Source organism: Pseudobutyrivibrio xylanivorans (genome assembly GCF_008935055.1).
Classification (GTDB): Bacteria; Bacillota; Clostridia; order Lachnospirales; family Lachnospiraceae; genus Pseudobutyrivibrio; species Pseudobutyrivibrio xylanivorans_A.
Window position 1 is genome coordinate 2,347,663 of the sequence record NZ_CP043028.1, and the last position, 14,870, is coordinate 2,362,532.

General features: G+C 37.4%; 20 protein-coding genes and 1 pseudogene. 19 read left to right on the forward strand and 2 right to left on the reverse strand.

The features are described 5' to 3' along the window. Positions 1-92 precede the first annotated feature (92 nt). The 6 genes and pseudogenes from lexA to FXF36_RS10545 form a co-directional block, all read left to right on the forward strand. On the forward strand, positions 93-695 hold the full coding sequence (gene lexA / locus FXF36_RS10520) for a transcriptional repressor LexA (protein ID WP_151623864.1): 603 nt from the start codon (positions 93-95) through the stop codon (positions 693-695). A gap of 175 nt (positions 696-870) precedes the next feature. Beyond that, positions 871-1,119: a hypothetical protein gene (locus tag FXF36_RS10525; protein WP_151623866.1), complete on the forward strand. Its 249-nt coding sequence runs from the start codon at positions 871-873 to the stop codon at positions 1,117-1,119. 319 nt (positions 1,120-1,438) lie between these two features. Then, positions 1,439-1,798: a helix-turn-helix domain-containing protein gene (locus tag FXF36_RS10530; protein WP_151623868.1), complete on the forward strand. Its 360-nt coding sequence runs from the start codon at positions 1,439-1,441 to the stop codon at positions 1,796-1,798. A gap of 81 nt (positions 1,799-1,879) precedes the next feature. Then, positions 1,880-2,206, forward strand: a complete 327-nt coding sequence (locus tag FXF36_RS10535; RefSeq protein WP_151623870.1) for a hypothetical protein — start codon at positions 1,880-1,882, stop codon at positions 2,204-2,206. A 41-nt stretch (positions 2,207-2,247) separates the two neighbouring features. Then, entirely contained in the window at positions 2,248-3,033 is a 786-nt protein-coding gene (locus tag FXF36_RS10540; protein WP_151623872.1) for an HNH endonuclease, read from the forward strand. A gap of 47 nt (positions 3,034-3,080) precedes the next feature. Then, positions 3,081-4,058: pseudogene (locus tag FXF36_RS10545) on the forward strand (IS1182 family transposase); the annotation flags it as partial. Positions 4,059-4,209: 151 nt separating this feature from the next. Here FXF36_RS10545 and FXF36_RS10550 read toward each other — a convergent pair. After that, a complete protein-coding gene (locus FXF36_RS10550; protein WP_151623874.1) occupies positions 4,210-5,205 on the reverse strand; it encodes a WYL domain-containing protein in 996 nt (331 codons plus the stop codon). Beyond that, the gene (locus tag FXF36_RS10555) at positions 5,202-6,518 is read right to left on the reverse strand and encodes a WYL domain-containing protein (RefSeq protein WP_151623876.1); all 1,317 of its coding nucleotides are present in this window, start codon (positions 6,516-6,518) and stop codon (positions 5,202-5,204) included. Before FXF36_RS10555 ends, FXF36_RS10550 begins: the two co-directional genes overlap by 4 nt. Before the next feature lie 99 nt (positions 6,519-6,617). Here FXF36_RS10555 and FXF36_RS10560 point away from each other — a divergent pair, with 99 nt between their 5' ends. The 13 genes from FXF36_RS10560 to FXF36_RS10620 all read left to right on the forward strand — a co-directional run bounded on the left by FXF36_RS10560 (position 6,618) and on the right by FXF36_RS10620 (position 14,867). Next, the gene (locus FXF36_RS10560) at positions 6,618-7,547 is read left to right on the forward strand and encodes a hypothetical protein (protein WP_151623878.1); all 930 of its coding nucleotides are present in this window, start codon (positions 6,618-6,620) and stop codon (positions 7,545-7,547) included. Positions 7,548-7,639: 92 nt separating this feature from the next. Continuing rightward, complete coding sequence (locus tag FXF36_RS10565; protein ID WP_151623880.1) at positions 7,640-7,909, forward strand: hypothetical protein; 270 nt, start codon at positions 7,640-7,642, stop codon at positions 7,907-7,909. Positions 7,910-7,997: 88 nt separating this feature from the next. Continuing rightward, on the forward strand, positions 7,998-8,195 hold the full coding sequence (locus FXF36_RS10570; RefSeq protein WP_151623882.1) for a hypothetical protein: 198 nt from the start codon (positions 7,998-8,000) through the stop codon (positions 8,193-8,195). Positions 8,196-8,210: 15 nt separating this feature from the next. Next, a complete protein-coding gene (locus FXF36_RS10575; protein ID WP_151623884.1) occupies positions 8,211-8,447 on the forward strand; it encodes a hypothetical protein in 237 nt (78 codons plus the stop codon). A 29-nt stretch (positions 8,448-8,476) separates the two neighbouring features. Then, positions 8,477-8,773, forward strand: coding sequence for a hypothetical protein (locus tag FXF36_RS10580; RefSeq protein ID WP_151623885.1), 297 nt, complete (start codon positions 8,477-8,479; stop codon positions 8,771-8,773). Between the two features lie 20 nt (positions 8,774-8,793). Continuing rightward, positions 8,794-9,489, forward strand: coding sequence for a DarT ssDNA thymidine ADP-ribosyltransferase family protein (locus FXF36_RS10585; RefSeq protein ID WP_151623887.1), 696 nt, complete (start codon positions 8,794-8,796; stop codon positions 9,487-9,489). A 34-nt stretch (positions 9,490-9,523) separates the two neighbouring features. After that, complete coding sequence (locus FXF36_RS10590) at positions 9,524-9,799, forward strand: hypothetical protein (RefSeq protein WP_151623889.1); 276 nt, start codon at positions 9,524-9,526, stop codon at positions 9,797-9,799. Between the two features lie 163 nt (positions 9,800-9,962). Further along, positions 9,963-10,166 (forward strand): DNA-binding protein, encoded by a 204-nt coding sequence (locus FXF36_RS10595; RefSeq protein WP_151623891.1) that lies wholly within the window; start codon positions 9,963-9,965, stop codon positions 10,164-10,166. After that, a complete protein-coding gene (locus tag FXF36_RS10600; protein ID WP_151623893.1) occupies positions 10,163-11,551 on the forward strand; it encodes a hypothetical protein in 1,389 nt (462 codons plus the stop codon). The genes FXF36_RS10595 and FXF36_RS10600 overlap by 4 nt, the downstream gene beginning before the upstream one ends. Before the next feature lie 85 nt (positions 11,552-11,636). Continuing rightward, positions 11,637-12,329 (forward strand): vWA domain-containing protein, encoded by a 693-nt coding sequence (locus FXF36_RS10605; protein WP_151623895.1) that lies wholly within the window; start codon positions 11,637-11,639, stop codon positions 12,327-12,329. 18 nt (positions 12,330-12,347) lie between these two features. Next, entirely contained in the window at positions 12,348-12,776 is a 429-nt protein-coding gene (locus FXF36_RS10610) for a vWA domain-containing protein (protein WP_151623897.1), read from the forward strand. 13 nt (positions 12,777-12,789) lie between these two features. Next, positions 12,790-13,479, forward strand: a complete 690-nt coding sequence (locus FXF36_RS10615) for a protein phosphatase 2C domain-containing protein (RefSeq protein ID WP_151623899.1) — start codon at positions 12,790-12,792, stop codon at positions 13,477-13,479. Continuing rightward, positions 13,479-14,867 (forward strand): protein kinase domain-containing protein, encoded by a 1,389-nt coding sequence (locus FXF36_RS10620; RefSeq protein WP_151623901.1) that lies wholly within the window; start codon positions 13,479-13,481, stop codon positions 14,865-14,867. The genes FXF36_RS10615 and FXF36_RS10620 overlap by 1 nt, the downstream gene beginning before the upstream one ends. The last annotated feature ends 3 nt before the right edge of the window (positions 14,868-14,870 follow it).

Below are 14,870 nucleotides of genomic sequence, written 5' to 3' on the forward strand. Positions count from 1 at the left end.
GTAGATTGTTATTGCAAACGCACGTTCGAAGTATTATACTTTTAATCAGGAAGTAACAAAAGCAGATTGCTTCCTTTAGAAAGGAGCGGCGTATGAGACACAAATCTACAGAGCTTATGGGTACTATTAAGGCATTTGTAGAAGAATACTACAAGAATTATCGCCACTCACCGTCTACAACAGAGATTGCCAATGCGGTCGGTATTGCCAGAGGAACTGCATATAAATACCTGGTAGCCATGAATGAGAATGGCATGATCAGATATGATGGCCAGCAGATTTCTACTGAACAGACCGAGAAGGTTCAGACAGAGTTTACAAGTGTGGCACTACTTGGTACTGTTTCCTGCGGCGTTCCTACGCTGGAGGAAGAGTATATAGAGGAATACGTGTCATTGCCTGCTTCGATGTTTGGCAAAGGGACTTTTTTCTTACTTAGAGCAAAAGGCGAGTCTATGATTGAAGCCGGAATATCTCCGGGAGATCTGGTACTTGTCAGAAAGCAGTCAGAAGCCAAGGATGGCGATATTGTTGTTGCCCTGGTAGCGAATGAGAACACGCTGAAGCGCTATTTTGTAGACAAAGAGAATCAGAAGATCAGACTTCATCCTGAGAATAAGACCATGAAGGACATCATTGTTTCGGACTGTAAGATTCAGGGTGTAGCCGTCAAGGTCATTAAGAACCTTGAATAATGTGCGCTAAACAGTTTAAAAGATCAGAATAGTCATTGCAGTTGATAATGGCAGTGTTGACTACACTTACGGAAAGGTCATTGTCGGGAGAATTATGTACACTCATCATATCGGTTTCTTTCCCTTTTCCGAATGAGAGATATCAACCTTGATAGTCAAAGGAGGCGTGATGTTGGTGAGTTTTGAGGAGGAAAAAACTGGGGAATGTGTGGTATGTTGCCACAGATGTGGGGCATTTCTTATGGAGTCAGCTAGTACAACTTCGTATATGGTTTGCCCGGAATGCGGTGCCCGCCTTGTTGTGTGCGTGAAGAAAGGCAAGGTATCCGTATTTAATGATACTAGATCTGAGGAGGAGCTTGCTAAGAAGAGACATGCTCGATTAACCGGATATGCTGCGAAGCTTAACAAGTTAGGCAAGTAGCAATTAGATTTACAATTAAATATTTATGAGGATGCCAGGGAGATTGCTGGATTGGTCGTCAGTATGGCATTAAAGGACTTACAAATGAGTGACGTCTGGCATCCAAGAGTTTGTGAAGAGAGTCGTATTTACTACGGATAGATGCAGCAAGGGCGTAAGACATCTATTCAGATTAAAAAGGGCCTGCAAAACAGAAGCTAACTTGAAGTATGTTTTTACATACTAAGAGATTTAGTAGTTGTTTTGCAGTGCTCTTTTTATTTTTGCGCTCTTTTTCGGTTTGCTTCTGTTTTGGAAGGCACCGGAAAGGGTGTAGATTATGAAGAAAGTAAACAGAAATAATAGAGCAATTGATGTAACAACAGTTGGGGGAAGAATTAAGAAGTTACGTACTGAAATGGGAATGAGCCAAGAGGAATTAGGATTTGCTCTTCACATGGAGGGGAAAAGTGTTATCTATGGGTATGAATCAAATAGAAGAGGAATAAGTGGTGATATTCTTGTTGACCTTGCTAAGTTATTACATTCTACCCCAGAATATATCATGAATGGAGAATCTCCAGCTGACGAGGACCCGTATATATCCGCTGTTGTTTCATTGATGAAAGGGATGAAAACGGATAAAAGAAGAAGTATAGCTCTTGAACATATAAAAATCGTTGCTGAAATGGAAGAATAGTCTTGACGATTGTTCAATCCCATGGTATCTTATATACAGACGAATGAACAATCGTCTGTATATAGAAATGGAGGTTGAAATATGAGCTATAGAGTACAGTTCACGATATCTGATGAGCAGAAAATTAAGCTTGAAGAAGATATGAGAAAAGACGGTTATCCTAATATATCAGAGCTATGTAAGGCTAGAGCGTGTGGTGATCGCTCGTATGCATCACTATACAAACAGCTAATAGAAAGAATTGAAAAACTAGAACCAGGAACAACCTTTATTATTCGAGATTTGATTGATGCACCTCCTGCGCTTATTGGTCGTTGGCTGTATCAGAATGTTGACAGTGGCGAAGTAAAAAACGTTATACATGATGGTAAGGATTCTGTTGGTACTGAAAGGTATAAGAAGCTTTGAGCCAGTAGGTATGCTTAGTTTTTAGAAGGAGAGGATAAACAGTGCCTAGAGAGAGTAAAAATAAATTTGAAATAGTAAATGGTGATGTGCACATTATGAGAGAGGGGTGGCCTTTTGTTGCTCTTACTACATATCGTGAAGATTATTATGAGGAATTAACTTCAAGGACGTGGAGTCTCACAAATCCGAATAGTGATTCCGAAGATAAAGGTTACTTAAAAAATGGTTCTTTGGGATTACTACATAGATATATTGTTGCAAAATGGTATGGACAAGATGTACTCGATGATATGACAGAAAAGGGATATGTTGTTGACCACATGAACAATAATCATGAGGATTGTAGAATATCAAATCTTGAATTTTTGAAGAAGGCATACAATACAGCGAAAGGGCAAGCTTTTGACGTGGATGCAAAGAATATGGAGCACAGAATTGCTCTTAAAATATTCAAGGATTTTACGACAGGCTGTTATCAAATTACAATTGGATGTAATGATAATATCATTGGCAGATCTCAAAATGGTGAGGAATATCATCTTGCGGCTATTATGCTTCTTTATAATTGTGATTATTCGATAGTTATAAATGATGCAGAAAATATATTAAGACAATATGAAACACAGGGTATTATAGAAGTAAATAAAACGCATGCTTGTGATGTTAGAACGCGTAGAACCATAGAATTGGAACTTACAGAGGAGGAAAAGAAAGGGGCTTTTGTTGTACGAGATGGTGTTACATATATGATACTTGGTACAGGAAAAACATTTTTAAATTCTATTCATTACGAAGAAGGATGGCAACCACCAAAGCCAACATATTAATAGTAATCAAATAGCTTATGTACTTATTAAAACGTCTGAAGAACTCAGACGTTTCAGAAGTGTTTGTTGATGCGACCCATGTTAAAGCCAGAGCCAATAACAGAAAAATGCAGCACCGGATTGCAAAACAAGAAACTCTTTTCTATGAAGATATGCTAAAGAAAGAATTAAACGAAGACCGGGTTGAGCACGGAAAGAAGCCGCTAAAAGACAAGGATGATGACGATGATAAAGGGGCCGGTGGTCATGATGATTTCAGTGATTTCACGGATGACGTTCCCAAAGACACCAAGAAGATAAGATGTAGCACGACTGATCCCGAAAGCGGATGGTTCAGAAAAGGTGAGCATAAGCATGTATTCGCATATGGTATTGAAACAGTCTGTGATAAAAACGGATGGATTTTAGATTTTACTGTCAATCCAGGCAATGAACATGACAGCCGTACATTCAAAGGACTTTACGATAAGATTAAAGATATCGGTGTAAAAACAATCGTTGCCGACGCAGGATACAAGACACCAGCCATAGCAAAGATGCTCATGGACGATGGCATAACACCGCTTCTTCCTTACAAAAGGCCAATGACCAAAAAAGGATTTTTCAGAAAGTACGAGTATGCATATGATGAATACAATGACTGCTACATATGTCCTAACAATCAGGTCTTGAAGTATTCAACAACCAATCGTGAAGGATACAGGGAATATAAGAGCTGTGGGACCACTTGTGAGAGCTGTCCATATCTTGAGCGGTGTACACTCAGCAAGAATCATGTAAAGATAATCACCCGGCATATATGGGAAGACTACATGGAACAGTGTGAAGACATCAGATGTACCCTTGGGATGAAAGACCTATATTCTCATAGAAAGGAAACGATAGAAAGAATCTTTGGAACAGCCAAGGAGAACCACGGATTCAGATACACGCAGATGTACGGTAAGGCGCGGATGAAAATGAAGGCGGCGCTTACTTTTGCGTGTATGAATCTCAAGAAGTTAGCAAAAATTAAGCATGAATGGAGGCTAGAGATGGCCTGAGATAGGCCTTATCTAACTCCTTTTTGTAAAAATATATCCTGATATGAGAAAAATCCGCGGCAATCGCCGCGGACTTTGTCTGCACTCTGTAGCATGACAGCCATTTATGTGGCTGTCATGCTTTGTCGCTTTGTTAATTTAGTATTTTATAGTAACTTAATGCTTTCTGAGCACTGCCTACGATATCTTGAATTAGCTCATGTGGTTCGATTACTGTTATTGATGAGCCATAGCTTCTAAGCCATCTTCTAAAATCTTGTATTCCTAGAATATCATCTTCGTAAAAATAGTATTTACCTTCCTGATATAGGGCGCTTGTTTGGCTGCGTAGAGCGGTGTCTCGCTTTATTTTCTCTAATATATTACTGGTCTCATTGGATATTCTAATCTTTACATGAACTGGTTCCCCATGATCCTTGTACTCTGTTCCCCAGAAATATTTGTGATATTTGTCAGCAACGTACGTATTAATATCTGAAGAATCCTTTAGTATTTTGATAGAATCTTTTACCCTATCAAGCCGGTAGTAGTTATTCTGCGTATCCTTTATATAAAGAGTATGTGAAGTAATATTCTGTATCACTTCAACAGGACTACACTTTATTTTAAAGGTCCCATCACGAAGCGTTTTATACATGAATTCAATTTGTTTATTACGCATTATGGCATCTTGAATGGTGTCTTGTCTTTCAAGAATTTGAGGGGGAATCGCATCAATGGAGTCTTTAGTTTCAAATAAGCTTGTCATGTGGTTTTTGAGAAGATTTGGGTATGCTGTCCTCAATGTGCTTATCTCTATTGGATTTACAGGGAGTAGTAAATATTCTTCTGTAAATGAATCCATATCTGTCAAGTAAATGACAGCGTCATCACATTCTCCATTTACTAGTTTATCTAAAAAAAACCTAGCGCTTTCTAATGGATCATCATCTTCATCAGATATTTCCAAAGTTGAAGATAGGTGGCTAAGTAAAATTGGATTCTGAAACAGTGCAGAAATACATTTTCTTGTCTGCTGTATGGGTAGATTACATGAATCGGATAAGCTGTTTATAGTGGCATCATACTTTTCAGAAATAATCAGTGAAAACATATATGCAATAATGTCTAATCTGTTATCTATTTTCATTGGATACCCCTTTCGTAATTTGCTAATACATGTGAGAATGAATTTATTAGGTTATCTTGTAGCTCCTTTGGCTCGATCACTAATGCACTACTTCCAAAACTTCTAACGTATCTGGAAAAGGCTGATAGACCTCTAACATCGTCTTCGTAAACAAGAGTATGTGGTATACCTTCTATTGGAGATTCAAGCGTATATAGCTTGGAATTCTTTCGTCTCTTATGAAGGGATTTAACCCTTTCTGGGATATTACCAAATTCCTGAAAGATGACTTTCACATGAGACAATGTAGGTGAGTATGATGCTGAGAACATCTCAGTATATATCCTCATTATCTCTAGAGAACGATATGAAGGATTCTTTTCCGGTAGTTCTGCAATATGGTCTATTCTATCTAATCGAAGCTGCGCAATCATATTCTCTGTAATGTTGAGACATAATAAATAGAAACAAGAGGTTTCCATACTATAAAAAATGAGTCCAGAATTGATTTGTATGGAAATAGGACCATTTATCCCTGTATATTCAATAATTAGAGCTTTTTCTTTATACTTATATGATGTGAACCTGTTAAGGGCAGATAACTGAGCCTTATCTATATGTGTTGATTTACCATAAATATGAGTAGCGGTATCGTATGTATCCCAATCATATATTTTAGAAGCTTTGGTTTGAATTGATTCTAGAGTAGAATCTTTGCAGTTATCATAGAATATCATAAAATCGTATAATTCATCTTCGCTTTCAAAAAGAATACGCGGCGCCTTCTCTGTGAGGCTATATACAACGTGAATTCCGTCCTTATATTGAACTCTTTTTCTTTCTATTAGATCTAATCCACATAATTCTGAAAGATCCTTTCTTAGTGTTGGTATTGAAAGGTATTGATTAATATCTTCAATAAGAGTCCTGTTATTACTATTTAAGTATTCAATGATATCCATGTCGGAATAATTTTCGTCAAAATTGATATTCTCATACATGTAGCTACTATCAGCTAAAGACAAAAGTTTACCTATAATTTCGGAAAAAGTGGCTTGTAAATTTTTGGATAAAATAAGAAGAATCAGCCACTGACGTATGTGTTTGTTAGTAAAGCTATCTATAAGAATGTCACTGCTTTCAAGCCGAACAATACCACTCCTATTGGGTGTGGATATTTCATAACCGTCCGAGCGAAGTTCATTGATTAATTCGCTTAGGCGAGATTTTGATATGCCAGTATCTTTGATTATTGATTCTCTTAAAATATCGGATCCTTTGTTGGAAAGTAAGTAGTTTATCAATAGTTCTTTAGCATTATTCTTCTTGTTCATAAAAAATCTCCTGTTATATAATTCGAAAATTAACTGAACTTATAGTTATAGTATAAACCTATCAAAAGAAAACAACAAACAATTTCGGAGGTAAATGTTATGGCAAGTAGTAAAAATAACGGAAATCAGTTAGGAATTACAGCGGTGGTTGCGAGAGAAGGATATGAAGGGTCTGTGATGGGCAGGATGGCAGGTAGAGCGGGCGCCTATAGTCCTAAAGGAGCTCCGGGAAATGCACTTGAAATTATGGCAAATGATAAGTCGAATCTTTCTAATATCTTAAAACCAGATACTGTGACTAAGTTGACGAAGTCATCAACGGCTACTCAGGTTGATGCAGTAACAACTAAGGCGGGCAAGGTTGTAGAACGTATTCAGTATAAGGACACAGTTAGTCCTGCTGGTGTACAGAAGACTCTCAATCAGGTTAAGGCAGGAAAGTACCAGCAGGCCCAGCTTCGTGGGACTGTCGAAGCTGCTGAGAAGTATAATGCAGCAGCAAAAACGAGTGGGGTGACAAAGACAATGAAATCAACAGGAATCTCTCATGACACTACACAGCGTATTGGAGATAAGTTTACTAAGCAGCCAATCAAGGTTGCAAGCTTAGGAGATGCAGTAAAGGGATCAACTGTAGCTGCAGTCGGAATCACTACAGCAATTGAGGTTGGAAAGTCAATTGTAAATGGAGATTCAATTGGTGAATGTACTAGTCATGTAGTTGCAAAGGGTACCGAAAGTGCAATTAGTGCAGCTGTTGCAACAGTTGCTGGTGAAGTAACAGCAGGTGCAGTTGGAGGATTATTAGCAACTTCTGCTATTCCTGTGGCTGGTCCGGTTATTGCAGGTATTGGAGCAGCAGTGCTTGTAGGTAGTGCGGTAGGCGAAGTTACAGATGGTTTTTTTGATGATGTGGCTTCAGGGATTGGCGATACTGTTGAAAATATCGCATATGGAATTGGCGATGCTGTTTCCAGCATTGGAGAAGGTATTTCCGATTTCGTGGGTGGTCTCTTTTGGTGGGCTTAAATCAATAATAGTATAATTCGAAAATGCAGTGAATAAGCAATGGTAAGATTTATATATCAAAAGAAAACAAAAGAACAATGGAGGTAAGAATTATGTTATTTACAAGAATGGCAGAAGGTGCAGGAATTGGTGGAGTTCTCGGATCAGCAATTGGAACTCTCGTTGGAGGAGTTACGACAACAGCAGTTGTTGCATTAACAGCCCCAGTTTCAATTCCAGCATTGTTTGTAGGTAGTGCTGTAGCTGTTGGAACAACATTAACCGCAGCAGAACTTGGCGGAGCAATTGGAACTGTAACTGGTGCAGGAGCAGGAGCTGTTGTGAATGCTGTGGAATCATCAAAGGAAAGAGGTGATCATTAATGGTAGGACCTATTATTTCGATTATTGGACACGGAATTGTAGATATTATTGTAGCAGTTATTAAGGAAGATTAATTGGAGGTTTTGATATGGCAAAGAGAACACAGGAAGCATACATTTCACAGATGGAAAAGACAGCAGCATATTGGAAGAAGAAGGCTGATCGTGAATATGCATATGCGAAGAATTCGAATGATGGATATCATTACGGATATGCAAAAAAGGCATATGAAAAGGCAAAGGAATTTAATGAGCGCGCTGATAATGCAAGGCTTCATGGATACTAGCGAGGAGGTACACGTATGAAGGGAAAGAAGTATTTTCGGGTTCTTTATATGTATGACCAGATGAAGGCTGGTAAGGTTGTTGTGACTACTGACGCTATTAACATGTTTGATGTTGATAGAAGAACGATACAGAGAGACCTGAATGAGATAAGGTGTTATCTGGCTGATAGAAAAGTCTTAGACGGTACAGTTACAGATATGGTTGTGTATGACAAAAGTAAAGGTGGTTACATCCTTAAAGAAGTGGCTTAAAAACATAAGTAGGAAAGTGGAGGTAAGATATGAGTTCTTATGGAAGTGAAGTTGTAATTACAAAGCATGCGTATTCGCGTTTAAAGGAGCGCAATGGCTGGAACAAGAAAGCATCAGATCGTATGATTCCTAAAGTATATGTTAATGGACTGAGGCCTGAGCAGATAAAGGGATATCTTAAGAACTGGGTAATTACAAAGTATGAATATAGTAATGAGCGAGATGAATACGTTCTGTTTGGAGATAAGCTGTATATCTTTAATAACAAGACTATGCTGACAGTTTTGCCTACACCTGCTAGAAGTTACTTGTATCCAGCGGCATAATTTTACTTTGGGGTGATTATATGAAGCAGAACATTGAAACTGTATTAGCTGAACATAATATTAGAAGACTTTGTCATATGACACAGCTCGATAAGCTCTTTTCGATTTTATACGGCGGTACAGGTATCTGGGCTACTGATTTTTATGAGGGAACAGGTCTGTATAAAAATGATCCGGAAAGACGTGATGGATGTACAGATTATATTTCAACCTCTATTGAATATCCTAATGTGTGGTACTACAACGCTAAAAAGGATGTCAATCCTAAGGTTAATACTTGGGCTGTAATTTTTATTGATGCAAATATTTGTAGAGAAGAAAGTACATTGTTTTGTCCAATTAACTCAGCATCTTCCAAGGGACGTTATATTGGGAACCAGGCAGAGAACTTAAGTAAGTCATTTGATAGTGTTGTTGGTTATAGACATAGGAGCCCGTTAATGCTTGATCGCTGTCCAACGGATGATCAGGCTGAGGTGTTGATTTATAGATACATTCCAGTAAGTGCAATATGTGGGGTGGCATTTGAATCAGCAGCGATTACTCGTTTAATGAAGGAATTGTTTGAGAAATATGGAGTAAGTTATCCAGATTTATATTCTGCAAAGGATTTATTTTCTACAAATATGAGTCATATGATAAGGCACGGTTACAAGCCGTGCGAAGACTTGATTGTCAAAGGAAACTTAAAGTTAGATTTTCAAAAGAGTGCGTAACAGAACGATTTTAAAAAGAATGTGAGGGAAAAAGATGGGATTTTTTGACAGACCTTTATTTGATTTTAATGGAGATGGACAGACCGACTTTATGGAGTGGTCAATTGGAATGCAGATGACTGCGAGCAGCAGGCAGGAAGCTATTGACTTAACAGGAGATGATACTTTTTATCTTGGAACAGATTCTCTGGAAGATGAAGATGAGGATGACCTTGAACTGTATGGCTTGGATAGAGACGAACTCGATATGATGGACGAAGACGAGAGGAGAGAGGCTCTCGAAGAAGCAGGGTTAGATCCTGATGATTAGGATGACTATTATTAACAAAAGATATTGGTAAACATTAACAAAATTGTCCATAATGCACAAATTGCGTTTGATATTGTTCGAATGATGGGCTATAATCAAAGATAGATTGGAATACTATGCTTAGGTGTAGAGGTTATCTATTTTGGCGCAAGGAGGGATTGCATTGGAAGGTTACATTCAAATTAAAGAAGCTGCTAAAAAATGGGAAATTGGCGAGAGACGAATTAATGAGCTTTGCCTCAATGGTAGGATAGAAGGCGCTGTAAAATTTGGAAATACATGGGCTATTCCAGAAAATAGTGAAAAACCTGCAGATGCCAGAATTAAGAGTGGTAAATACATAAAATGCCGAGGTGAAAATTTATGATTACATACACAACCAAATTTCCTGTTAATGGATCACTAACCAAAGAAGAATTCATTAAAACTGTAATTAAATGGAATCAAGGAAGTCAACATGACAAGATTGAAGGTGTTGAATGGGATGGTGAATCATCTGATTTAAGGTGGAGCCAAGATAAAATCTCGCTTGAGTTCCAAGAGGTTAAAACAGATGAAATAATAGCGTCTCGTTTACAAAAGGAAGACGAGCATGGTCTTTGGACTACGGATTTTATACTTAATACCGAGAAGAAATGCTTATCAGTTTCTGTAGGATTGGTGACAACAGAATTTACAACAGATTTCGAACCGACATATTACCCACCATATTTTGTTAAGCTCATTGTTTATAGTGGTTACTCAGGAGAAGATTTAGGGCTACAAGTATCTCAGAAAGCACATAAAGTTTCTGAGTGTGAAGAATTGCTTCAAAAGGTATGTGTAAACACGGCCAGAACCTCTCTTCCTATCGTGTATATAACAAGTCTGAAAGGTGCAGATTCTGAAATTAATGTAGATGATTTAGCTTTTAGGTTACAAGGCGTTGCTCATGTAATATACGAAGCTGGAAGTTGTGAAAAGAATATTTTAAATTTGCCAGATGAGGGTAATCATGATAATCGAGCAATTATTTTTTATCCGAGCACACAGAAAAAAGCAGATGTCATATGCTTCGAAGAAAAGAGCAAAGACTTTGTTGAAAGCAGAATAATAAATAGCGTTTATAGTTATATGATTCAGCGTATCCGAATGAACATGGATACTTGGGAAGGTGTGCTGGGTGAACAATTGCACCTGAAGAATCTCGATCTTTTAAAAAGTAAAGAATCAGTAGAGGAAGAAAATGATTATCTTTACGAGGAATTTGGTGATCAGTTAAAGAAAATGGAAGACACCAATGCAAAATTAAATAATGAAATTCAAAGATTGACGGCAGAGGTTCAGGGATTAAGAATGAAATTTTCCGGTAATTCTCAAACACCAATTATCATGGCTGGAGCAGAGCAAGATTTATACGAAGGAGAAATAAGGGAAATTGTTCTTGAAATACTTGAAGAGTATAGAAAGAGCTGCCATGAAGGAAGTAGAAGACAACATATTATTGACGATATTCTCCAATGCAATGAATATAAACATTTGCCCGAAAAGAAACGAGAGGTCCTAAAAAAAGCTCTTAAAGGATATCGAAGCTTGAATGGATCATTGAAGAATGAACTGGAATCACTAGGACTTGAAATCACAAGCGATGGCAAACACTATAAATGGTCATATTTTGGTGATAATAGATATGTTGTGACAGCAGCGAAAACATCTAGTGATGCGAGATCAGGAATGAATTTAGCTGCAATAATGGAAAAACTAATGCTTTAACGAAAGAATGACAATATATGTCGCATAATAACAATATAATAGCAAGGGATTGCTATATGCATTATTACAATGGAGGAAAAAAGAAATGGCATTTAATCCTAATAACTACAAGGCACCTGAAGTTAAGAAGTTACCTGTGATTTTGCTCTTAGATGTAAGCGGTAGTATGCAGGGGGCTAAAATTGATAGTTTATATAACGCTACATGTGATATGATTGATACTTTTGTTGGAGCGCAGCTTAAGGAACAGAGTATTGATGTCGCTATTATCACTTTTGGAAATGAAATTAAGCTTCATACTCCATACACGCCTGTCAAGGAACTTCAGGACAAAGGTCTTGAACAGTTTAAAGCAGAGGGTATGACACCAATGGGCACTGCTATTCAGATGGCTAAAGATATGATTGATGATAAGAGTGTTACGCCTTCCAGAATTTATCGTCCGGCAGTTGTATTGGTTTCTGATGGAGAACCAAACGATGAATGGAGAGGACCAATGGCAATGTTTATTAACGATGGAAGATCTGCAAAGTGTCAGCGTTTTGCTGTTGCTATTGGCGATCAGGCAGATCGTACAGTATTGGAAACATTTACTGAAAATCCTGATAATGTATTTTTTGCTGCAAATGCATCTGATTTGGCAGATTGTTTTAAGACCGTGAGTATGTCGGTTACCTCAACAGCAACCAAACCAGATGCTCCGAAAACTGTTACTGATGATAAGGCTCCTGCACCAACACCAGTTAAGCAGGATGATGATGACGGAGACGATTGGTAAAATGGAGGCATAAAATATATGGCCAAAGACATTAATGTTTTAATTGACACATCCGGAAGTATGGCTGAAGATTGCAAGAATGCTGCTGTTAAATACCTGTTAAACACGATAGCGTCATATACTGCTGTAAATGTTAAAAACTATTATTTAGTTGGCGGGAAGTGTGAAAAAGCAGACGCTATAGATGGATTGAAAATTGCTTATGCAGGTCAAATATCTGTAAATGCCGTAAATGAGTACTTTCGGGAAGTTGTAGAAGGAAAAACTCTTTTGATTAGTGATGGTTGCTTTGATGTTGATACAGAAAGAGCTATATCTAAACACAGAGATAAGGTTGTATGTGTGGCAATAGGTGAAGATGCAATGCAAAGCAATCTACAGCATTGCTCAAAAAATAACAGGGCATATTTGGCAGAGGATATTATTGCTGCGATGTCAGCATGCTGATGAGGTGTAAATATTGATAACAGATGGAGTGTCTTGCAGAGGTAGCTATCACGAGATTAATCAAGACTGTTTTGTATGCAAACCTGTAAAAAATGGGTATATTTTGGTGATTTCTGATGGAATGGGTAGTAAGAAATTTTCACAGTTTGGCTCAAGAGCTATTTGCGAGATTTTATTACATGAGTTTGAAATTATAAGCGTGCCTTTAGAAGAACTAGATTGGCTTGTGTATCTTAAGAATTGCCATGAAAAATGGTTGGAAAGTCTTAAGGAATATGATATCACACAATGCTATAGTACAATGCTGGTTCTTCTGGTACAGGATAAACATTTGAAAGCTGCTCGATTAGGAGATGGCTTTCTTTCAATTTTAGTTGATGATGCAGACTACATATTAATGGACCAGAAAGAGGATTATTTTGCTAATGAAACTGATTGTTTGATGGCTGAGTTTGATGAGGCATGCCTTGAAGTATTGGAATTAAATTTTGAAAGATTATTGGGGGCAGTGGCATGTTCTGACGGAATAGAAATTGGTGTAATGAAGGAAGAAGAAATTCGCTTATTTACAAAAGATTTCATAGGCGAGTATTCTAAAATTTCTGCAAATGACGGTAAAAAGGATATAGAGGGATGGGTTTCGTCATGGCCAGGGATGGATGATAAAACTATCGCCTACATGATTGAGGAGGTTGATGCTTAGTGAATCAACAGTATGAAGATATATATGGTAATGTCTTTAGTCTTGATAAAGAGTTAAGTAGTGGAGGCCAAGGAATTGTATATAAGACCAAAGAGCCGAATGTACTTTTGAAAATAGAGTGGAATCCGCAAACAAAAAGGATAAATCTTGATGTTGTTGCAAATGAAAAGTTTGATGCAATTCGTCTGTTACCAATTCCTAGCAATACAAATATTACGCTTCCTCAATCCGTGTTAAAGGATTGTGTTGGATATTCGATGCGAATGTTGGATGATATGATTTCATTCGAGGAAGCATTTAGATATGGTGATATAGAGTATAGAAATGCTTGGCTAGAAAGCTTTGGAGACAGCAATCCTGAATTTGTAAAAGGTTTTGGAAATTATATAAGCACTGGTGGAAAAAGAAGAAGAATAGCAGCATTTTTAAAAGTTGCAGGAATTTTGTCTACTATACATGCAAGAGGTTTAGTATATTGCGATTTGTCTGATAAGAATATGTACATATCGAGCGCACAGGATAGAGATGTTGTCTGGATGATAGATGTGGATAACATTAACTTTATAACTGTTACAAGCAAAAGAGATGGTATATTTTCGCCAGGATATGTAGCTCCGGAAATATTAAAAGGGAAAGGGAATACTTTCTATTCTGATATTTTTTCTTTTGCAATAGCATTGTTCTGGAATTTGACAGGGCAGCATCCGTATGTGGGGCCGCAATTAGAGGACAAGCTGGAGGAGGAAGATTTTCTTTCAGAGACAGAAGAAACATTTGCATGTGGATGTGATGTTGAATGGATAAGAGATGATGAAGATGATTCAAACTATTCGGAAACACCTATACCTTATGATCTTTTAGTTGGCGAAAAGTTGAATAATTGTTTCAAAAGAACCTTTTCTAGAGCTGGACGTCATAAGAGATTGACTAGACCTACAATGATTGAATGGGGAGAAGCTCTAGCTTATGAATTAGATAATTCAATTAAATGCCATAAGTGCGAAATGGAATATAATCCTACGATAAGTGATACATGTCCGTGGTGTGATGAAAAAAACACTTATGTCTCTCTTTCTTGTAAGGGAGTTAACGGAGAAAATCCTGTGGTCACACATATGCAAGAAATTGGAACTGTAATTAAAGTGCCACTAAGACTTATTAATGGATTTAGTGTTTCAGAATTAGATGATGTCCTTTTTGAAATTGAATCGTCAAAGAAGGAAGTGGTTATTCGTAGCTTTAATAACCATTTTGACTTTGAATGCAGTTATGATGGCATATTTCAGAGAATATTTGGTAAATGCGTGATTGACAGAGATACTCAGATAAAAGTTACGGATAAATCAACTGGTGAGAAATATCTTGTTGATTATGTATTGAAAGGTTGATTA